The organism is Streptomyces sp. NPDC097107 (assembly GCF_044762405.1).
GTDB lineage: Bacteria > Actinomycetota > Actinomycetes > Streptomycetales > Streptomycetaceae > Streptomyces > Streptomyces thinghirensis.
Genome location: NZ_JBIWEF010000003.1, coordinates 269629 through 289714 on the forward strand (window position 1 = coordinate 269629; position 20086 = coordinate 289714).

Below are 20086 nucleotides of genomic sequence, written 5' to 3' on the forward strand. Positions count from 1 at the left end.
GACACGGCCGAAAGACCCGTCCGTATGGTCCATCCGTTCCGGGAGCCCCGTTGAGCGTCAGCTACCGTCAGCCCGGCGTCGTCCTCACCGACCGCCGTTTCACCGTGCCCCTCGACCACGCGAACCCCTCCGGGGAGACGATCGAGCTGTACGCCCGCGAGGCCGTGGCGAGCGACAGGACGGGCCAGAACCTGCCGTGGCTGGTCTATCTCCAGGGCGGCCCCGGCTTCGGGGCGAACCGTTTCATCGGGCGTCCCGCCTGGCTCGGCCGCGCCCTGAAGGACTACCGGGTGCTGCTCCTGGACCAGCGCGGCACCGGCGCCTCCACGCCCGCCAACCGCCAGACGCTGCCGCTGCGCGGCGGCCCCGCCGAGCAGGCCGACTACCTCGCGCACTTCCGTGCCGACGGCATCGTCCGCGACTGCGAGGCCATCCGCCCCCAGGTCACCGGCGGCGCCCCCTGGACCGTCCTCGGCCAGAGCTTCGGCGGCTTCTGCACCGTCGCTTACCTGTCGCTGGCCCCCGAGGGGCTGAGCACCGCCCTGATCACCGGTGGCCTGCCCTCCCTGGACGCCCACGCGGACGACGTCTACCGGGCCGCCTACCCGCGCATCGAGCGCAAGGTCGTCGCGCACTACGCCCGCTACCCCGAGGACGTCGAGCGCGCGCGCCGCATCGCCGACCACCTGCTCACCCACGACGTGGTCCTCCCGAACGGCTACCGGCTCACCGTGGAGGCCTTCCAGTCCCTCGGTATCCTCCTCGGCGGCGGTGAGGGAAGCCACCGCCTGCACTTCCTCCTGGAGGACGCCTTCGTCCGCACCCCGCGCGGACACGAACTGTCCGACGCCTTCCAGGAGCAGGTCCAGGGCCTGCTGTCGTACGCCGGCCACCCGCTCTACGCCCTGGTCCACGAGGCGATCTACGGCCAGGACGCGCGCCCCACCGACTGGTCGGCCGAGCGGGTCCGCGCCGAGTTCCCGCGCTTCGACGCCGCCAAGGCCCTCTCCGGCGACGAACCGCTGCTGTTCACCGGCGAGTCCGTCCACCCCTGGATGTTCGACTGCGACCCGGCGCTGCGCCCGCTGCGCGAGACCGCCGAACTGCTCGCCGCCCGCACCGACTGGACGCCCCTGTACGACCCGGCCCGCCTCGCCGCCAACGAGGTGCCGGCCGCCGCCGCCGTGTACCACGACGACATGTACGTCGACACCGGCCACGCGCTGACCACGGCACGCGCGATCCGCGGCCTGCGCACCTGGGTCACCGACGAGTTCGAGCACGACGGCGTACGGGCCGGCGGCCCCCGCGTCCTGGACCGGCTGCTCGCACTCGCCCGCGACGAGGCCTGAACGGCGCCGCGTTCGAATTCCGGGTGGGATGTCAGCGGCACGGGTTAATGTGCGGGCATGACGGAGCCGACGATCACGCAACTGGAGCCCATGCCCGGCGACTGGCGGCGCGCCCTGGCCGTCGTCGCCCACCCGGACGACCTGGAGTACGGCTGCTCGGCGGCGATCGCGGCCTGGACCGACGAGGGCCGCGAGGTCGCTTACGTCCTCGCGACCCGCGGCGAGGCGGGCATCGACACGCTGGCGCCCGCCGAGTGCGGCCCCGTGCGGGAGCGGGAGCAGCGGGCGAGCGCGGCCGTCGTCGGGGTGAGCGAGGTGGAGTTCCTCGACCACCGGGACGGTGTCGTCGAGTACGGCACCGCCCTGCGCCGCGACATCGCCGCCGCGATCCGCAAGTACCGCCCCGAGCTGGTCATCACCATGAACCACCGGGACACCTGGGGCGGCGTCGCCTGGAACACCCCGGACCACGTCGCCGTCGGCCGTGCCACGCTCGACGCGGCGGGCGACGCCGGCAACCGGTGGATCTTCCCGGAGCTGACCGAGCAGGGCCTCGAACCCTGGGACGGCGTGCGCTGGGTCGCCGTCGCGGGCTCCTCCTCGCCCACGCACGCCGTGGACGCCACGCCGGGGCTGGAGCGCGCGGTGCGCTCCCTGCTGGAACACCGCACGTACATCGAGGCGCTGACCGACGAGGACCCGGAGACGTACGTGCGCGGATTCCTCGTCGGGTTCGCCGAGGCGGCGGGTGAGCGGTTCGGCGGTAAGCCGGCGGTGACCTTCGAAGTCTTCGGACGGTAGCGGCGTGGTGGGGGAGCGGGGGGAGCATTACGTGCGGGGGGAACGGAGCGTGCGGGAGGAACCGGACGCGCGGGGGCAGCAGCGTCTGGCGGAGCGGTTCGAGGAGCACCGGGGGCAGCTGAAGGCCGTGGCCTACCGCATGCTCGGTTCGCTGACCGAGGCGGAGGACGCCGTGCAGGAGGCGTGGCTGCGCCTGGACCGCACCCGCGCGGACGGCATCGACAACCTCGGTGCCTGGCTGACCACCGTGACCGGCCGGGTCTGCCTGGACCTGCTGCGCTCACGCACCGCGCGCCGCGAGGAGCCGATGGCCGAAGGCTTCGACACCTTCGTCCCGGACCCCGTGCTGAGGGCACTGCCGCAGGGCGATCCGGAGCAGGAGGCCCTGCACACCGACTCGGTGGGCCTGGCGCTGCTGGTCGTACTGGAGACCCTGGAGCCCGCCGAGCGGCTGGCGTTCGTGCTGCACGACATGTTCTCCGTGCCCTTCGACGACATCGCGACGATCGTCGAGCGCAGCCCGGCCGCCACCCGGCAGCTGGCCTCCCGGGCCCGGCGCCGGGCCCGGGAGGCCACACCCGCGGCCGATCCCGATCTCGGCCGGCAGCGTCAGGCCGTCGAGGCGTTCCTGGCAGCCAGCCGCGCCGGCGACTTCGAGGCCCTGGTGTCCGTCCTCCACCCGGATGTGGTGCTGCGGGCCGACGCCGGCGCGTCGGCCGCGGGCGTGGCGGCGTCGAAGGTGGTGCGGGGGGCGCGGACGGTCGCCACCGGAGCGTTCCACTTCCGCCATCTCGCCGGTCTCGCACGTCTCGCCCTGGTCAACGACGCGGTCGGCACCGTCGCCGTGTCGGAGGGACGTCCGCGGTCGGTCACCTACGTCACCGTCGTCGACGGGCTCATCACCGGCCTCTACATCCTGTCCGACCCCGAGCGGCTGGCCCGACTGGACCTGACCGCCCTGGAGGCCTGACCGGCGCCGCCCACCGGGACCGGGGCCGGCGGCGCGGTGGTGCGACGGCGGCCCGTATCCTCGACGTCATGCGAGGAAACACGACTGACCAGGCGGAACTGCGCGGCGACTGCGAGCGCTGCTTCGGCCTGTGCTGCGTGGCCCTGCCCTTCTCCCGCTCGGCGGACTTCGCCGTCGACAAGGACGCCGGAAAGCCCTGCCCGAACCTTCAGGGCGACCACCGCTGCGGTATCCACGCGCGGCTGCGGCAGAGCGGCTTCACCGGCTGCACGGTCTACGACTGCTTCGGCGCCGGACAGAAGGTCTCGCAGGTCACCTTCGGCGGACAGGACTGGCGCACCGGCCCGCCGGAGCGAACCCGCCGCGTCCTCGACGTGTTCCCGGTCGTCCGCCAGTTGCACGAACTGCTCTGGTACCTGACCGAGGCGCTGACCCTGCCCGCGGCCCGCCCGGTCCACGCCGACCTTCGCCGCGCCCTGACCGACACCGAGCGCCTCACCGACGGGTCCCCCGACGAGCTGGCCGCCCTCGACGTCGCCGAGCACCGGCAGCGGGTCAACACGCTGCTGCTGCGCACCAGCGAACTCGTGCGGGCCGGGACACGCGGCAAGAAGAAGAACCGCCGCAACGCCGACCTCATGGGCGCCCGCCTCAAGGGCGCCGATCTCAGCGGGGCCGATCTGCGCGGGGCCTACCTCATCGCCGCCGACCTCACCGGCGCGGATCTGCGGGGCGCGGACCTGATCGGCGCCGACCTGCGCGACGCCGACCTCACGGACGCCGACCTGACCGGCGCCTTCTTCCTGACCCAGCCGCAGCTCACCGCGGCCCGGGGCAGCGCCGGTACGACACTGCCCGGGTCAGTCACCCATCCCCTGCACTGGACAGCGGGGCGCTGAGGCGGCGTCCTCGGCGACGGCGGCGCGGTCAGGAGTGCCCCCGGGCCGGCCGGCCGCGGTCCGCCGGTCCAGCCGCAGCCGCAGTCCTTCCGGCATCAGCGTCAGCCGCTCGGTCACCCGGAGCCGGTAGTCCGGGTCGGGCCGCAGCTCGTAGCGGCGCAGCAGCAGCCCCAGGACCAGCGTCGCCTCGTGCAGCGCGAACTGCCGCCCGATGCACGCCCGCGCCCCCGTTCCGAACGGCTTGAAGGTGTGCGGGGCACGCGACCGTACGGCCTTGGCGTCGAAGCGGTCCGGATCGAACCGCTCGGCGTCCGGTCCCCAGACCTCCGGGTCGCGGTGCAGCATCCCCGCGAGCACCAGCGCCCAGGCACCGCGCCGCATCGGATGCTCACCGCCCAGCACCGTGTCCCGGCGGGCCTCCCGAGCGAAGGCGGGCGCGGTCGGCCACAGCCGCAGCGACTCGTCCAGCACCCGGCGCAGGTAGCGCAGTTTGGCCACCTGCTCGTAGCCGGGCGCCTGCGTGTCGCCCCACACCCGGTCCACCTCGTCCCGGGCCCGGGACGCGACGTCGGGGTGCTGCGCGAGGTAGTGCAGGGCGAAGGAGAGCGCGCCCGAGGTGGTTTCGTGCCCGGCCACCAGAAAGGTGATGACCTGGCGGCGGACGTTCTCCGGCGACAGCCGCTCACCGGTTTCGGGATGTGCGGTCTCCAGCATCCGGTCGAGCAGGTCGCCCTCGCCGTCGCCGCCGGCGGCTGTGCGGGCGCGGACCAGGCCGTCGACGGTGCGGTTCAGGTAGGCGATGTCGGCGGCGTTGCGGCGGCTCGCGCCGCGCAGCAGCCACGGGGCCAGCGGGGCGGGCACGGTGTTGAGGCGCTGTGCGTAGGTGAGTGTGCCCACCATCGCGGTCACGAAGGGATGGAGCCGGGCGCGCTCGAAGGACCCGAAGTCGTGCCCGAAGCCGGTGCGCGCGATCGTCTCCAGCGTCAGCTTGGTCATGTCGCCGGGCACGTCCACCGCCCGCCCCGCCGCCTGCGCCCGGTCCCACTGGTCCGTGAGCCGTCCGGCCACGTCCAGCATCATCACGTGGTAGCCCGCCATGGCCTCGCGGCTGAACCCGGGCGCCAGGACGTCGTGCGCGAGCTGCCAGTTGGACTCGTGGTTGTACGCCGTGAACAGCCCGTCCCCGGCGATCGACCGCAGGTTGGCCACGCCGAGTCCCACATGCTTGGCGAACCGCCCCTCGTCGGCGAGATCGGCGGTGAGCGAGGCGCCCCACACGAACACGAACTCCTTGCCGAAGGCCCGCCGCCGGAATATCGGCCCCAGCTGCCGGGCGTAGCGCAGCGAGTCCTGCATCGGGGTGTGCCTGCTCGCGCCCACCACGTCCCCCAGCAGGGGGAGCCGGTACGGCGGACGCGGGAGGCGACGCAGTTCGGGCCAGCCCAGCTCGGCGCTGCGGAAGCCCTTCGGCAGTCCGTCCGGTTTCGTTCCGTTCGTCGTCTCCGCCATGACGCGATCTCCCTTGACGCAGCGGCGTGTTGCGTGTGCCGAGGCAAGCCTGTTGTACATGGATTCAATAACGCGGTTCAGTCTCCGCCCGTTGTTGAACCGACGTCAAGTAAGGTGCGCACATGGCCGCGAACCAGGGCGAGCGCACGCGCCGCCGGCTCAGCACCGGCGAGCGGCGGGAGCAGTTGCTGTCGGTGGGCGCGCGGCTGTTCTCGGACAGTCCCTACGACGACGTGTGGATCGAGCAGGTCGCCGAGATCGCCGGCGTCTCCAGGGGGCTGCTGTACCACTATTTCCCTACCAAACGGGACTTCTTCGCGGCGGTCGTCGAGCGCGAGAGTGAGCGCATGCTGCGGATGACGGCGGCCGTGCCCGGCGTTCCGGTCAGGGAGCAGCTCACCGCCGGACTCGACGCGTATCTGGAGTACGTCCGGGCCCACGCGCACGGATACCGCGCCTTCCACCGTGCCGACGCGGCCGGGGACCAGGCGGTGCGCCGGGTCTATCGGCAGGCCCTCGCGGCGCAGGAGCGGCAGATCCTCAACGCCCTGTCCGCGGACCCCGAGTTCGGCCCGGCCTTCGAGGCACGGGCCGACGTACGGCTGGCGGTGCGCGGCTGGCTGGCGTTCACCACCGCGGTCTGCCTGGAGTGGCTGCGGGACCCGGAGCCGGCCCGTGAGCAGGTGCGCGACCTGTGCGCGCGGGCTCTGCTGGGTGTCATCGCGCCGTGAGCGCCCCCGTTGCACTGAGGAACGCGCGCTCAAGTCGCTGAAATGCGCCCTCTGGTGCACTGAGAAGTTCCGCAAAGATCACCCGTCCAGGTTGGCGCACACCTCGATCTCCTATAGGTTAGGTGAGCCTTGCCTAATGAACCTGATGATCTGTGCTCAATGAACTGACGAAGGAGGTCGGGGATGGGTGACAGCCACACCTGGACGGCCGCTCCTGCCGCGGCGGAGCAGGCCCGTTCCGTACTCGCCGCCGCCTGGTCCTGCGCGGTGACCGCGGAGGGCGGCCGCGAGGAGTTCGTCGGCGCGCACTCCGTGGCCGACGACGGCCGGGTGCTGCTGCACGTGCCCGAGGACAGCGCACTGCTCGCGGCCGCGATCTGCGCGCCACGGGGCGAGCCGTCCGCCGTGCTGGAGTTCGCCGACGTGGCGCCCGTCCCGGTACGGGGCCGGATCAGGGCCAGGCTCTGGCTCGCGGGCTGGTGCGTCCTGGAGGACGGCCACTTGGCGTTCACGCCCACCCGCGTGGTGCTGCGGCAGCCGTCCGGTGCCGTGGTCGTCGGCCTCGACGAGTTCACCGCCGCCGGGCCCGACCCGCTGGCTCTGGCCGAGGCCCGGCTGCTGACCCACCTCGCCGACTGCCACGGTGACGCCGTGGAGCGGCTGACCCGGCTCGTCGATGCCGACAGCCTGCACGGCGCGGTGCGGGTGCGGCCGCTCGCCGTCGACCGGCACGGACTGACGCTGCGCGTCGAGCGCGCCCGCTCACACGGCGACGTACGCCTGCCCTTCCATGCGCCCGCCGGCGACGTCGCGCAGCTCACCGAGCGGATGCACGTGCTGCTGGCGCAGGCGAGCGCCGCCTCCTGCCCCCGGGCCCTGCAACGGCAGCGCACCGACGGCGACGGGTGAGGTGAACGGCCCCGCCGGCCCCGTCCCCCGGCCCCCGCGTCGCCGCGTCGCCGCGGCCCCGTCCCGCGGCCCCGCGTCGCCGCCGGCCCCGTCCCCCGGCCCCCGCGTCGCCGGCGGCCCCGTGACTACCAGTCCCCGTCCTCCACCGGTGCGCCCGGTGCGTCCTTGAGCGGCCGGACCTGCTGCTGTGCGGGCGACTGCCACGGCTCGTGGTCGTCCCCGATCCAGTCGCCGACCGGCTTGACGTCCTGGAGCGGGTCGGTTGGCGCGAGGTCGTGGGCGTCCTGGTCGTAGTAGTCGTACCAGGGCAGCCCGGCCCGCGTGTACGCGGCACGGTCCACGGGGGACGGCGGCGGCGCCTCGCCGGTGATGCGCCGCCACTCCGGCGGCGTCACCAGATGCACGAAGACCCGGCCCGCGGGCCGCTCGGCCCAGTCCGTCAGCGGACGTTCGTCGCGGTAGACCTCCTGGCGCATGGACCCTCCGACACCTAGCCCCATGGCCGGTGCGGACCGGGTCCGGGCCGCGCCCGCGTGGGCCGGGGCCGCGCCCGGGGCGGCCGATGCGCCCGGGGCGGCCATCGGCATCGCGGCCCCGTAGGCTCCGCCCGACCGGGCCGCGCCGCGCGCCAGTTCTCTCCGGCGCCGCTCCTCCTCGCGCCAGCGGGCCAGCTCGGCGTCGCCCAGCGCGAAGGCCTGCAACTGGACGCCGCCCCAGACCTCCTCGCCGGTGACCTGGCCCTCGACGGTCGCCCCCATGCCGAGAGGTACCGCCACGAACTGGCGGACCGTGCCCGTTCCGGAGTTGATGCCGTCCAGCCAGGGCTGGCGGGGGAGCACCACGTAGTTCTGCGGGTCGCGGGCGAGCCGGTCGCTCCAGGGCTTGCCCGAGACCGCGCACACCTTGCCCACTCCGACCTGGAGCGCGGCGGGCTCCGTCGTGCCGGCGAAACTCAGCCACATGGCCTCGCGCAGGTACACCGGCAGCATCACGCCCCCGCGCGCCCGCCACGCCTCGGGCACGGTGTCGGCGTAGTCGGCGACCCGGCGGACCGGGAACTCGCCGAGCCCCGGCGGCAGCGCGTGCGTGCCCGTCTCGGGCAGTCGCAGGGTGCGGACGAAGCGGACCGCCGCACCGCCCGGCAGCAGCAGTCTGTTCCCGTCGATCCGCACGCTGGTGTCGGTCATCCGTACGCCCCCTCTTCCGAGTCCCACTGTTCCTCGTCTTCTCCCTCCTCCTCAAGCCCCTCTCCGAGGAGAACGACTAAGGAGAACAAGGAGGAGAACGACGCTTCCTCAAGGAGAACGCCGCGCGGCGGCGCTGCGGTTCCGCTTCCGGAGCCGGGCCCGCACCCCGTCCCGCAGGCGGGTCAGCCGCGGCAAGCGTTCGCGCAGCTCGCGCGTGTGGTGGTCCAGCTCCTCCAGGAGCCGGCGGGAGCGGTGCTCGGTGTCCATCTCGTCGATGATGCGGTTGACCTCGGTCAGTACCGCGCCCTGCAACTGCCAGTGCAGTGGACTGCGCTGCACCTCCGTCAGGAGCAGCTGGGCCAGCTTGTCCCGGGTGAGCGCGGCCTGCCGCAGCTCGGCGGTCAGGCGCTCCTCCGCGGACTCGGCGTCCTCGCTCGCGCTGGTGGTCACCAGCACCGCGAAACTGACCACGGCGTCGGCGATCTCGGACAGCAGCTGCTGGATGGTGGCGCCCGTCTCGGGCGGGAACAGGGGATCCGGTTCACGTTCCTTCGCGAGGTCGGTGAAGGTGCGCGCGAGGACCCGCATCACCACCGTGCAGATCTCCAGGGTGTCCAGACCGGTCCGCAGGACCACCCGGTGGAGCAGGCCCTCGCGTACCCGCGGGTTGAGCCGCAGGCTGTCCTCGGCCTGACGGAGGTCCTCGTCCACCTCGCCGATGTCGTGGTCGAGCCGGCGGGCCTCGTGCAGCCGGGCCGCGGCCTCGTGGAACGGCGTGCTGTCGGCGGCCTCCTCACCCATGCGCAGCATCAGCTGCCGCACCCGCCGGGCCAGTCCCTCGATGGACTCGCCGGCCTGCTCCACCCACACCGGAGGGGCGAGGAGCAGGTTGAACGACAGCCCGACGATCGCCCCGATCAGTGTCTCCACCACCCGCGCCCACGCCAGGCTCCCGTGCGAGGTCACGCCGAGCACCAGCATCGCGCTGATCGCCACCTCGGCCACGAACTCGTGGGCCCGCACCAGGTGCCCCACGCCCAGTGCCGCCACGATCAGCAGCCCGAGACTCCACCAGCTCAGTCCGACGAGCTGGCTGAAGGCGATGGCGACCAGGACCCCGGCCACCACGGCGTTCACACGGCGGAAGCTCATCTTGAGCGTGGCGTACAGGGTGACCTGGACGACCAGCAGCGCGGTCAGGGGCGCGGTGAGCGGCGCCGCCGACTTGTCGGGGGTCAGCCGCACCGCGATGACATAGGCGATCGAGGCCGCGGCGGCCGATCGGAGCGCCTGCACGACCATGGGGTCCCTGAGCCACTTCACCCGCCGCAGAGCCGCCGCCGCACTCTTACGTACATCCCGCATCCTCGGGCTGTTCCCTTCCCCAGGCGCCTCGAACGTATCCGGACAGGACGGTAACCGGACAAAGGGGGCGGGATGCCTCTCACGCGCCGTACGCCGACGGGCATCCGTGAACGTCGGGCGGACGGCTTGGTGAGGAAGGCCGACAGGTTGCCCCGGCTCCGGGCGACCTGCTCCTCCAGAGGGTCCGGACGGCCTGCTCCTCCATGGAGGAACGTCGATCGCGTATCGACGGCCCGGCCTGACGAAATCTGGGCCCTCTGGGTTTCCGCCCAGCGTGGATAGCCGTGAGGGCATGAGGAGGTGATGTCGGTGAATTTCGCGGGCGCGAGTTCATAGCATGAATTAAGTGGAGAGGGAAGTCGCGTACCGTGGTCCTGAAGAGGTATGTTGCAGTCCGGGCAAGGTACGGGAGGAGCCACATGACGGGGCGGAACGGGCGCACGGTGCGCGACCTCAGAAGGGCCAACCGTACGGCCGTGCTGCAACGGCTCTACTTCGACGGACCGCTCAGCCGCTTCGAACTGGGCCCGGCGACCGGGCTCAGCTCCGGCTCGGTCAGCAACGTCGTCGCCGATCTGCTCGCCGACGGCCTGGTGGAGGAGGCCGGCAGTGTCGACTCCGACGGCGGCAGGCCCCGCACCCTGCTGCGCGTGGCCCCCGGCAGCGGCCACATGATCGGTGTGGACGTCGGTGAGACCAGGGTCCGCGTCGAGCTGTTCGACCTGACACTCACCGAACTGGCCCGCGCCGAACGCCCGCTGGCCCAGCAGCGGTACGACGTCGAGGTGATCGTCGGCCACATCCGCGACGGGATCGCCGAGGTGCTGGGCGCGGCCGGCCTCGCACCCGAGCGGCTGCTCGGCGCCGGAATCGGCGTCCCCGGCATCGTCGAGCAGACCCCGGACCGGGGAGCCGTCGTGCACGGCCAGACCATCGGCTGGGACGCGGTCCCGCTGGAGGCTCTGCTCCGCGCCGGTTCCCCGCTGCCCGACACCGTCCCCTACCTCATCGACAACGGTGCCAGAACCCTCGGCCAGGCCGAGATGTGGTTCGGCGCCGGACGCGGCGCCCGCAACGCGGTCGTGGTCCTGTTCGGCTCCGGCGTCGGTGCCAGCCTCGTCACCCCCGAGGCCGAGCACGGCCGGGCGGTCGAATGGGGGCATCTGACGGTCCGGGTCAGAGGCCGCCGCTGCCGCTGCGGCGCGCTCGGCTGCCTGGAGGCGTACGCGGGCGCCGAGTCCCTGCTGGCCCGCTGGCGGGAAGAGGGCGGCCGGGTGCCCGAGGGCACCGACGAGGAGAGCGCCCTGACCGCGATGCTCGCCGCCGCCTACCCGGCCGACGACGAGGCGGCGGACCCGGTCGCGCTCGCCGTCCTGGAGGAGACCGCCGAGTACCTGGGCGCCGGCCTGTCCGACCTGATCAACCTCTTCCAGCCCGAGCGCATCCTCATCGGCGGCTGGGCCGGGCTCCAGCTCGGCACCCGCTTCCTGCCCGCCGTACGCCGCCACGCGATGTCGTACGCGCTGCGCCATCCCGCCGAGAAGGTGACGGTCGACCTGGGGCGGCTCGGCCCGGACGCGGTCACCGTCGGTGCCGCGATCCTGCCGCTGGCCGACTTCTTCTCGCGCGGCGGCCGGCGCCCCGAGCCGGCCGCCGCGCCCCCGGAGCCCGCCTGGCGCACGGCGCTGGAGGAGCGGGCGCACTGAGGTTTCGCCGGTCGTCGCGGAGGTACCCGATGCTGCTCGGACGAACCGCAGGACCGCAGTGAGAAGGAGTGCGCCGTGACCGACCACCGCCTCGAGGGACCGGGCGAGAACGGTGCCGCCCCCGTCCCGCGGGACATGCCCGACCAGCAGGCCGGCACCGGCGACGACCCGTGGGAGGCCGCCGCGCCCACGCGCGAGCAGCGCGAGCAGGGCCAGCGTTCCGAGGACGACGAGGACGCCCGGAACGGCGACACCGAGGACACCGACGACGCCCGCGACGGCACGGCGGAACCGGCTGCCCGGCCCGCCACCGATGTTCCGGACACGGACGAGGCGGGGACCGGCCGGCAGGGCGAACCGCAATCGGGTGCCGTACACCCCGAACACCCGGCGCCCGACGAGTCCTCGGGCTGACCGGGTAGTACGGCACCGGAGGCGACGCGAAACGAGGACGGGGGGCGGGCCTGCGCCCGCCCCCCGTCCTCGCGCTCGGCCGACTCAGCCGACCTTGCGCCCCCGCATGGGCTCCGTGGCCGCCCCCGCGCCCTGCCGGAAGCCCAGGAGGAACTCCTCCAGCACCTCCGTGGCCGTGTGCTCCGGGCGCCAGCCCAGCTCCGCCCGCGCCCGCGTGCAGTCCATGAGCGGCAGCCGCAGCACCGCGTCGAACAGGTGCGGAGAGGCGGGCAGCAGGTGCAGCCCCCACGCGGCGGCGATGGCCGAGCGGGCCGCGGTGCGGGGCAGCCGCACCGGACGCGCACCGAACATCTCGCCGAGCAGCCCGGCGTCGACCGTCGGCTCGGCCGCGAGGTTGAAGGGGCCCCTGGCGTCGTCGGAACGTACCGCCAGCCGGTACGCGTCGGCCGCGTCGTCCGTGTGCAACGCCTGCACCCGCAGGCCGGGGATGTCCGGCAGGAAGGGCAGGAGCTCCGGACGCGCCAGCGGCCCCGGCAGGAACTTGCCGCCGAAGATACGGCGCTGCTCGCTCGCCGACTCCCGCTTGAAGAGGAAGGCCGGCCGCATGCGTACCGTCCGGATCCCCGGGTGGTCGCGCTCGAAGGTGTCCAGGGCGCGCTCCAGATAGGCCTTCTCCCGGCAGTAGGCGGCGTCCGGCCAGCCGTGCGTCGGCCAGGACTCGTCGACCGCGTGGTCCTTCGGCCCCGGCGAGTAGGCACCGACCGACGAGGCGTGCACCAGTGCCGGCACCCCGGCCGCGGCCACCGCCTCGAAGACCCGGATGGAGCCGAGCACGTTCGTGCGCCAGGTCGTCGCCGGGTCGTGCGTCGGCTGGAACGCCCAGGCCAGATGCACCACCGCGTCGGCGCCGGCGAAGTGTCCGGTCAGGTCGGCCCGCTCCGAGGCCAGGTCGACCGCGGCCCACTCCGTCTTCGGGGGCGACCAGTCGGGAATCCGCCGGGCCAGCCCCAGCACGGACGCCACCTCCGGATCCTCCGACAGGAGCCGCACCACGCTGGTGCCCACGTTGCCGGTGGCACCCGTGACCACGATCCTGCTGCCCGTTGCGCTGCTCACCTTGCGCTCCTCTCGGCCGCTCGCCCGTAGGAAGCTCACCGGGTACCCGCCCGGTCGCCGAGGCACGCAGGAAGAAGCCCCGATCGCGACGGGGGAATCACGATCGGGGCGGTACGAGGTGGATACGGACGGCGGTCGCCTCTCGGCGAAAGGCTCCACAGGGCTTCAGCCGAACGATCGTCCCTGTGGGCAATAGGTGGGGCCCGGGGACACTGTCCCGTCCGTACCCACGCCCTCTTCAACGGGGGAGCGGCTGCCGGTGTTCCACCGTCTGTCTCGTTTTGCGGTGATGTGTGTCACTGCTGTCGGGGCTTGGGCACGATGTCGGCCCACAGGTTCTCGGCCTGCAGCAGCAGCGTGCCCAGGACCGCGGTCCGGGCGGCCTCCTGTCCGGCGTGCTCCCGCAGTCCTTCCTGCAGCCGCCGGTGCAGTTCCTCCATCGTCGCCTCGGTCGCCTCCTCCGGGCCGGACTCGGCGCTCTCGCCCAGACGAAGGCCGGCCTCGGCGTGACAGGAGTCGCCGATCAGCTTCAGCAACCGCGCGTACAGGTCCAGCACCGCGCCCTGGGGCGGGGCGGGCGTCCGGTGCTCGTCGGCCGCCACCGCCAGCGTCCGGGTCAGTGCCGTGATGTTCCCCGTGACGCGGCTCCACCGCTGGTCTTCCTCCTCGGGCGGGACGGGGGCGGGTGCTCGACGCAGGGCACGCAGCGGGCCGTAGGTGAGGCGCAGGCTCTCCTGGCTCCACGACCGGGCCGACTCCAGGGCTTTCAGCCTGCGCTGCAGCCGCGCTGCGCCGCTCGACCAGCCGGTCGTCGTCTGCGCGTCCCATTCGGCCTGCCGCAGATCGTCGGCCACGGAGTGCAGGACGTCCCCCGCCTCCCGGGCCAGCGCCGCGAGGTTCTCGCGCACGTCCCGCAGGTGGATCGGCGGAAGTACGAAGGCGTTGACCGCGACGCCGATGGCCGCGCCGAGCGCGGCCTGTCCCACCCGGTGCCCGACCGCGGAGGCCGAGACCGCGGTGCCGGAGGCCAGCACGAACACCGCGGTGGTCGCCGTGTAGATGCCCTGCCCGCCGAAGCGGTACCAGTTCCCGATCAGCATCAGCACCGGCAGGGACACCATCAGCGCCCCGGTGTTGTCGTCCGTGAGCGCCTGCGCCGCCGAGGCCACCAGGGCGCCCACACAGATCGCCGCGAACAGCTGCGCCGCCTGCCGGATCGAGCTGTACACGGTGGCCTGTACGAGGACGAGGGCGACCCACGGCGCCATCAGCGCCATCGGATCGTCCAGCCAGACGCCCGCCACGGCCCAGGCGATCAGCGCCGCGCCCGCGGCCTTCAGCGACTGCACCACCAGATCGCGTTCCCGTCCGGGCCCCTGCCAGGCGGCCCGGACGGACCGTCCGACGGCACACGTGCCCTGCCACATCGCGGTCACGGGCCGTCGTCCCCGGAGCGTCTCCCGGAGGGCACTCGTCAAAGCGGTCATACGGTGCCGGGTATCCGTGCGGCGGGCCGACACGCCGTGAGGTGAGCCACGAGACGGCGGCTCACGCGAACGGGCTCCGCTGCAGGGAGGCCAGCAGGTCGGCCGGGTCGGCGTAGACCGCGTCCGCGCCCGCCTCCACCAGGTCGGCGCGGGGCAGACCGCCGCACAGCACCGCCACGCAGCGCACCCCGGCCCGGCTGCCCGCGCGCATGTCCCAGACGGTGTCGCCGACGAAGACCGCCCGCTCGGCCGGCATCCCGGCCAGCTCCAGGGCGTGCTCCACCGGCTCGGCCGACGGCTTGCCCGCGTCGACGTCGTCGGCGCTCGCGGTGGCGGCGATCGCGTCGTCCGCGTCGATCGCCCGCCGCAGCGCGCCCAGCTCCGGGCCGCCCGCCGAGGTGGCGAGGACGACCTTCCAGCCGTCGCCGGCCAGGCGGCGCAGCAGCTCGCCGGCGTCCGGCAGCGCCGGCAGGCGGTCGAAGTACTGTCCGTACAGCGCCTTGTGGGCGGCGCTCAGCCGGGCGTCCTGGTCCGTGTCCCGGTCCTCGCCCAGCAGGTGCCCGATGAGGTCGGTGGAGGCGAGGCCCACCGCACGGTGGATGGCGTGCATCGGCACTCGGTGGCCCGCCTGCCGGAACGCCTCCCACCAGGTCGCCACATGCAGGTGATTGGTGTCGACGAGGGTTCCGTCGACGTCGAACACGGCGGCCCGTTCCATGCACTGTTCCCTTCGTGATCCGTCGTGGTGTGGCCCGGCGGGTACCACGTCAGCGGCCCGCCACTCCGGGCGGTGTCCGGCCCTCCCGCGTCCAGGCCAGCAGTTCGTCCAGGGACCACGTGGTGACGACCCGCTCCGCGGGCACCCCGCACTCCTCCGCCCGCGCGCACCCGTGGATCTGCCAGTCCAGCTGGCCGGGCGCGTGCGCGTCGGTGTCGACGGAGAACAGCACTCCCGCCTCCACCGCCCGGCGCAGCAGCCGACGCGGCGGATCGAGCCGCTCCGGCCGGCTGTTGATCTCCACGGCCGTGCCGGACTCCGCGCAGGCGGCGAACACCTCGTCCGCGTCGAACTCCGACTCCGGCCGTCCCCGCCCGGTCAGCAGCCGCCCGGTGCAGTGGCCCAGGATGTCCGCGTGCGGATCACGTACCGCGGTGACCATGCGGCGGGTCATCGCGCGGGAGTCCATCCGCAACTTGGAGTGCACGGACACCACGACGACGTCGAGCCGCTCCAGCAGTTCCGGTGCCTGGTCCAGCGAACCGTCGTCGAGAATGTCGCACTCGATGCCGGTCAGCAGCCGGAACGGCGCCCAGGTCTCGTTGAGCCCGGCCACCACGTCCAGCTGCTCGCGCAGCCGCTCGGGGGACAGGCCGCGCGCCACCGTCAGCCGCGGCGAGTGGTCGGTCAGCGCCGCCCAGTCGTGTCCGAGTGCCGCGGCGGCCCGGCCCATCTCCTCGATCGGGCTGCCGCCGTCGGACCAGTCGGAGTGCAGATGGCAGTCGCCGCGCAGCCGCTCCCGCAGCCGTTCACCGCCCCGGGCGAGCGGGGCCCGGGCCTCGTCCTCCAGCTTCTCCAGGTAGCCGGGCACCTGACCGGACAGTGCCTCGCGCGCGACCTGGGCCGTCTTGGGACCGACGCCCTTCAGGGACTCCAGCGACCCGGCGCGCTCGCGCAGCTCGCCGGCGGGCAGCTCACCGAGTACCCGGGCCGCGGTGCGGAAGGCGCGGACACGGTACGTCGGCGCCTGGGACCGCTCCAGAAGGAACGCGATCCGCTCCAGCGCCTCGACGGGCTCCATCGCCACCTCCTCCTGCGGCCTGCTCCGGCACGTCCAGGGTTCCCCAGCGCCCCCGTGCCCGCACCACGGGGCGACCGGGCGGGCCCGCCGCCCGGCCCCGCCGCAGGCTCCTCCGCCCGGCCGCCACCGCGGGTTCCGGCCTACCCTCGAGGCATGACCGAAATCGAGAGCCCGCACATCGGCAGTCCGCGGATCCTCGTGCTCCAGGTGCAGCCGGGCACGCCGCCGTTCCGGATCGTGGAGATCGACGGCCAGGTGGTCGGTGAGGCCAAGGCGGTCACCGATGTACTGCTGGCCGCCGCGGCCTTCGGCATCACGGTCCACGACCTGGACGACCCGGACGTGGTCCGCTGGGTGGGCGGGGACAAGTTCACCTGGACGCCTCGTTAGGGCCTGCCGGGCGCCTCAGCCGACCGTCCACTTCTGGTTGGCGCCGCCCGTGCAGGTCCAGATCTGCAGGCGGGTGCCGTTGGCCGAGCTGTTGCCGGTGGCGTCGAGGCACTTGTCGGCCTGCGGGTTGACGATGTCGCGCGCCGCGGTGACGACCCACCGCTGGGCGGCGCTGCCGTTGCAGTCCCACAGCTGGACGACCGTGCCGTCCCCCGTGCCGCCCCCGTCGACGTCCAGGCACTTGCCGAGCGCCCGGATCGTGCCGTCGGAGCCCACCGTCCACCGCTGGGCCGCGGTGCCGTTGCAGTCGTAGAGCTGTACCGGGGTGCCGTTGGCCGAGTTCGCCGCGGCGACGTCCACGCACTTGCCGCCGAGGCCGCTGATCGCGCCGCCGGTGGACGAGTCGCTCGTCGTCACCGAGACGTGGTCCACCACCAGCGACTGCGGGAAGACGGTGGAGCCGTCCGGGTCGCCGGGCCAGTAGCCGCCGACCGCCAGGTTGAGGATCAGGAAGTACGGCCTGTTGAACACCCACTGCTTCCCGCCCAGGTCGGCCGGGGTGCGCCGCTGGTAGACGTTGCCGTCCACCGACCAGGTGATCGAGTCGGGCGCCCAGTCGACGGCGAAGGTGTGGAAGCCGTCCGCGAAGGCCTGGCCGCCCGGCAGGGTGTATCCGGCGCCGATGCCGCCCGCGCCGGAGTAGCCGGGGCCGTGGATGGTGCCGTGCACGGTGGAGGGCTCGAAGCCGACGTTCTCCATGATGTCGATCTCCCCGGAGTCCGGCCAGTCGACCGGGGTGCCGAGCATCCAGAACGCGGGCCACATGCCCTGCCCGCGCGGCACCTTCATCCGCGCCTCGACGTGCCCGTACTGCGCGGTGAACTTCCCGGAGGTGTTGAGCCGGGCGGAGGTGTACTGGCAGGTGCCGTACCAGCACTGGTGGTTGGCCGGGTTCTCCTTGCGGGCCGTGATGACCAGGTTGCCCTGGCCGTCCAGGGCCGCGTTCTTGTTGCCGGAGGTGTAGTACTGCCGTTCGTGGTTGTTGACGTTGTCGCCGGTCTCGATCTGCCACTTCGAGGAGTCGACGGCCGCACCGGCCGGTCCGTCGAAGGTGTCGGAGAACGTCACGGCGGCGGCCGAGGCGTCGGCGGCCCCGACGGTTCCGGATTCCGCCTGGGCGGGGCCGGTCACCAGGGAAGCGGCCAGTCCGGCGGACACGGCGGCGGCGAGGAGACATCTGCGGAGCAGGCGTGGACGGACCACGGCTCTCCCTTCCGTACGGCGTCCCGGGACGGGGCGCCGACCGAGGTGGGGGGTAAGGGTGTCGCCTCTTGATTCAAGTAGTGAATTAAGAGGTGGTCAATACCTTGGTACGGACCACCTGCCGTTCTCTCAGGTACGGCGCCGGCGCGCGTGCACCGCACGGCTCATCCGGCGGCCGAGGAGCAGGTAACCGATCAGCGCTCCCGAGGTGTTGAGGATGACGTCGTCGATGTCGAAGGCGCGCCCCGTGACCAGGGCACCCTGCGCGAATTCCACCAGCAGCATCACGACGGCCGTCAGCAGCAGCACCCGCAGCGGCCCGCGCGTGCGCGGGGCGACGACCGGGACCAGTACGCCGAACGGGACGCCCAGCAGGATGTTGCCGCCGACCTGCTTGACGGCGTCCCGCAGCGCGGGCTGGTCCAGATAGGCCTTCAGCGAGCGGCCGGGATGCATGTTGGTGTGCGTCAGCGCCTCCGACGCGGGGGAGGGGTGCAGGGTCAGCCGCGCCAGCACCACCGCGAACGCCACCATGAAGGCGAACGCGCAGACCATCGCCAGAACGCGCAACGGAAGGGCCAGCGGGCGCCGTTCGCGCCGGTCGGCGTCCTCGTCCTTGGTGGCGCGGGAGTGAAGTAGGGAGCGCGGCCCTGATGAGGCGGCACGAGTCATTCGGTCCTCCAGTCGTCAACGTCCCCGCGTGGTGCGGCGGTCACCCGCCGAACCGTCGAGGATGCCGGGCGAAACCGGAACCGGCCGGTCCCGCCCCCCTTGGCGGGCCGCTCAGGGCCCGTAGGACACCCGCACCTCCTCGAAGCCGAGGGAGTGCAGCAGTCCCCGGAGCATCGCCGTGGTGTTGCTCTCGGCGCGCGCCTTCAGCTCACTGTCCTTCGCCGCGTCGCCGATGTGCCGGGCCGCGAGCTTCTGCACTGCCTGCTCGCCGTTCGGGTTGTCCGAGAACAGGTCGCCGAGGCGGTCGAGGAGCCCCCGCTGCTTGGACACGGCGTAGGAGCGCTCGGGGTCGAGGGCCGGCTCGCCGAGCGCCGCCTGCGGCAGCCGGAGAGTGGCCGACGTGCGGTCGCCGTTGACCTCGACGTCGTCCTCGTCCACCTTGCCGAGGTCGACGAAGGCGTCGACGGTGCCCGCCCCGACGTACAGGGTGCGGGTGCCGCGGATCGCGTCGGGCAGGAGCTTGGCGTCCTTCTCCAGGTCCACGACGACCTGGAAGTTGCCGGAGGCGGCCTCGTAACGGCTGATGTCCTGGACGGACTCCAGGAGCGCGGGGCCCGAGCGGTCCTGGGTCTCGGTGCCGAAGAGATCCTTCAGCCCCGGTACGACGCTCAGCCGGAGCCCCGCGAACAGCACGACGAGGACCAGCACGACCGCGCACAGCACCTTCGCCCAGCCGGGCATGCGCCGGGGGGGCTTCCTGATGGGAGACGTCATGGCGACGGCCCTCCTTCCTACTGTCCTGATGCCCTCCATCTCCCCTGCCAGGCAGAGCAGTTGGCGGACGGTTCAGTGCGCGGGCCTGAGCGGACGGTCCTCCGAGGGCCGGGACGACCACACCGCCTCCCCGTGCGTGAGACCCGGCAGCCGCAGCTCGGCCTCCCGCACCCGCCGGGCCGGCAGCTCGCCGGTGATCAGCCAGGCGGGGTCGCCGCCCGTCGTACCGGTGAAGTCCGCGCCCAGCGAGGCGAGCCGGGCCGTCACCGGCGCCAGCGCGTCCGGCGGAACCTCCGCCTCGAAGGCGTGGTACGGCTCGTACAGCAGCGTCCCCGCCTGCCGCAGGGCACGGCGCAGCACGATCGGTGTCAGCCCGCGGAAATCCGCCGCGGTGCTGACCGGCGAGTTGAATCCGGAGCGGGTCAGTGTGACCCGGTAGTCCGTGACGCGGCGCCGGTCAGACCGGTCAGCAGCGTGGCGTGGACCGTCTCCTCGACGGCCTGGTGGAATGCGCGCGGGAGCGCGCCGAGATCCGTCTCGTAGCCGAACACCGCGCCCGAGCCGCGCGGCCCCGGCTCGACGCGCAGCCCGATCGTCGCCCAGTACCGGGTGCGGTCGAGCCACGGCATCTCTTCCGCGGCCTCGCCGGTGCCCGCCGGGCGCTCACTGGGTGATGTCGAGGAGTCGGCGCATGCGGGGGACCCTGACCTGATGAGGGGCGAACACGGACGGCGTCATCATG

At 73.1% G+C, this 20086-nt stretch carries 19 protein-coding genes and 1 pseudogene; 9 read left to right on the top strand and 11 right to left on the bottom strand.

Annotation, left to right across the window (positions count from 1 at the left end):
- The first annotated feature begins 50 nt into the window (after nucleotides 1-50).
- From ACIQ1J_RS08395 to ACIQ1J_RS08410, 4 genes are all read left to right on the top strand, one after another.
- On the top strand, nucleotides 51-1352 hold the full coding sequence (locus tag ACIQ1J_RS08395; RefSeq protein WP_403555235.1) for an alpha/beta fold hydrolase: 1302 nt from the start codon (nucleotides 51-53) through the stop codon (nucleotides 1350-1352).
- A gap of 57 nt (nucleotides 1353-1409) precedes the next feature.
- Nucleotides 1410-2153: a PIG-L deacetylase family protein gene (locus ACIQ1J_RS08400; protein ID WP_403555237.1), complete on the top strand. Its 744-nt coding sequence runs from the start codon at nucleotides 1410-1412 to the stop codon at nucleotides 2151-2153.
- A 49-nt stretch (nucleotides 2154-2202) separates the two neighbouring features.
- A complete protein-coding gene (locus ACIQ1J_RS08405) occupies nucleotides 2203-3123 on the top strand; it encodes a sigma-70 family RNA polymerase sigma factor (RefSeq protein WP_403555239.1) in 921 nt (306 codons plus the stop codon).
- Nucleotides 3124-3191: 68 nt separating this feature from the next.
- On the top strand, nucleotides 3192-4022 hold the full coding sequence (locus tag ACIQ1J_RS08410; protein WP_403555241.1) for a pentapeptide repeat-containing protein: 831 nt from the start codon (nucleotides 3192-3194) through the stop codon (nucleotides 4020-4022).
- On the opposite strand, the gene ACIQ1J_RS08415 is transcribed toward ACIQ1J_RS08410, so the two are convergent.
- Nucleotides 3984-5531 (bottom strand): cytochrome P450, encoded by a 1548-nt coding sequence (locus ACIQ1J_RS08415; RefSeq protein ID WP_403555243.1) that lies wholly within the window; start codon nucleotides 5529-5531, stop codon nucleotides 3984-3986. The two genes, ACIQ1J_RS08410 and ACIQ1J_RS08415, sit on opposite strands and share 39 nt — an antisense overlap.
- A gap of 122 nt (nucleotides 5532-5653) precedes the next feature.
- Here ACIQ1J_RS08415 and ACIQ1J_RS08420 point away from each other — a divergent pair, with 122 nt between their 5' ends.
- Together ACIQ1J_RS08420 and ACIQ1J_RS08425 are read left to right on the top strand one after the other, a co-directional pair.
- Entirely contained in the window at nucleotides 5654-6262 is a 609-nt protein-coding gene (locus ACIQ1J_RS08420) for a TetR/AcrR family transcriptional regulator (RefSeq protein ID WP_403555245.1), read from the top strand.
- A gap of 183 nt (nucleotides 6263-6445) precedes the next feature.
- Nucleotides 6446-7171, top strand: a complete 726-nt coding sequence (locus ACIQ1J_RS08425; protein WP_403555247.1) for a DUF2470 domain-containing protein — start codon at nucleotides 6446-6448, stop codon at nucleotides 7169-7171.
- 125 nt (nucleotides 7172-7296) lie between these two features.
- Here the strand turns inward: ACIQ1J_RS08425 and ACIQ1J_RS08430 are convergent, their stop codons facing one another.
- Both ACIQ1J_RS08430 and ACIQ1J_RS08435 read right to left on the bottom strand, forming a co-directional pair.
- On the bottom strand, nucleotides 7297-8358 hold the full coding sequence (locus ACIQ1J_RS08430) for a hypothetical protein (RefSeq protein ID WP_403555249.1): 1062 nt from the start codon (nucleotides 8356-8358) through the stop codon (nucleotides 7297-7299).
- Nucleotides 8359-8466: 108 nt separating this feature from the next.
- Nucleotides 8467-9723 carry an aromatic acid exporter family protein gene (locus ACIQ1J_RS08435; protein WP_403555251.1) on the bottom strand — a complete coding sequence of 419 codons (1257 nt, stop codon included), beginning with the start codon at nucleotides 9721-9723 and terminating at the stop codon, nucleotides 8467-8469.
- 419 nt (nucleotides 9724-10142) lie between these two features.
- Between ACIQ1J_RS08435 and ACIQ1J_RS08440 the strand changes: the two genes are divergently transcribed.
- Together ACIQ1J_RS08440 and ACIQ1J_RS08445 are read left to right on the top strand one after the other, a co-directional pair.
- Nucleotides 10143-11429 (top strand): ROK family protein, encoded by a 1287-nt coding sequence (locus ACIQ1J_RS08440; protein ID WP_403555253.1) that lies wholly within the window; start codon nucleotides 10143-10145, stop codon nucleotides 11427-11429.
- A 75-nt stretch (nucleotides 11430-11504) separates the two neighbouring features.
- Complete coding sequence (locus ACIQ1J_RS08445) at nucleotides 11505-11843, top strand: hypothetical protein (protein WP_403555255.1); 339 nt, start codon at nucleotides 11505-11507, stop codon at nucleotides 11841-11843.
- Between the two features lie 84 nt (nucleotides 11844-11927).
- On the opposite strand, the gene ACIQ1J_RS08450 is transcribed toward ACIQ1J_RS08445, so the two are convergent.
- The 4 genes from ACIQ1J_RS08450 to ACIQ1J_RS08465 all read right to left on the bottom strand — a co-directional run bounded on the left by ACIQ1J_RS08450 (nucleotide 11928) and on the right by ACIQ1J_RS08465 (nucleotide 16245).
- The gene (locus tag ACIQ1J_RS08450; protein ID WP_403555257.1) at nucleotides 11928-12959 is read right to left on the bottom strand and encodes an SDR family oxidoreductase; all 1032 of its coding nucleotides are present in this window, start codon (nucleotides 12957-12959) and stop codon (nucleotides 11928-11930) included.
- Nucleotides 12960-13255: 296 nt separating this feature from the next.
- Complete coding sequence (locus ACIQ1J_RS08455) at nucleotides 13256-14386, bottom strand: aromatic acid exporter family protein (protein ID WP_403555809.1); 1131 nt, start codon at nucleotides 14384-14386, stop codon at nucleotides 13256-13258.
- 121 nt (nucleotides 14387-14507) lie between these two features.
- The gene (locus tag ACIQ1J_RS08460) at nucleotides 14508-15164 is read right to left on the bottom strand and encodes an HAD family hydrolase (RefSeq protein WP_403555259.1); all 657 of its coding nucleotides are present in this window, start codon (nucleotides 15162-15164) and stop codon (nucleotides 14508-14510) included.
- A gap of 49 nt (nucleotides 15165-15213) precedes the next feature.
- A complete protein-coding gene (locus tag ACIQ1J_RS08465; protein WP_210958170.1) occupies nucleotides 15214-16245 on the bottom strand; it encodes a PHP domain-containing protein in 1032 nt (343 codons plus the stop codon).
- A gap of 153 nt (nucleotides 16246-16398) precedes the next feature.
- Here ACIQ1J_RS08465 and ACIQ1J_RS08470 point away from each other — a divergent pair, with 153 nt between their 5' ends.
- Nucleotides 16399-16635: a hypothetical protein gene (locus tag ACIQ1J_RS08470; RefSeq protein ID WP_403555262.1), complete on the top strand. Its 237-nt coding sequence runs from the start codon at nucleotides 16399-16401 to the stop codon at nucleotides 16633-16635.
- Nucleotides 16636-16650: 15 nt separating this feature from the next.
- Here the strand turns inward: ACIQ1J_RS08470 and ACIQ1J_RS08475 are convergent, their stop codons facing one another.
- The 4 genes and pseudogenes from ACIQ1J_RS08475 to ACIQ1J_RS08490 form a co-directional block, all read right to left on the bottom strand.
- Nucleotides 16651-17898 (bottom strand): ricin-type beta-trefoil lectin domain protein, encoded by a 1248-nt coding sequence (locus ACIQ1J_RS08475; RefSeq protein WP_403555264.1) that lies wholly within the window; start codon nucleotides 17896-17898, stop codon nucleotides 16651-16653.
- A gap of 129 nt (nucleotides 17899-18027) precedes the next feature.
- A complete protein-coding gene (locus ACIQ1J_RS08480) occupies nucleotides 18028-18570 on the bottom strand; it encodes a VanZ family protein (protein ID WP_403555266.1) in 543 nt (180 codons plus the stop codon).
- 111 nt (nucleotides 18571-18681) lie between these two features.
- On the bottom strand, nucleotides 18682-19344 hold the full coding sequence (locus tag ACIQ1J_RS08485) for a DUF4230 domain-containing protein (RefSeq protein WP_403555268.1): 663 nt from the start codon (nucleotides 19342-19344) through the stop codon (nucleotides 18682-18684).
- A gap of 72 nt (nucleotides 19345-19416) precedes the next feature.
- Nucleotides 19417-20009: pseudogene (locus ACIQ1J_RS08490) on the bottom strand (GTP-binding protein); the annotation flags it as partial.
- Nucleotides 20010-20086 lie beyond the last annotated feature (77 nt).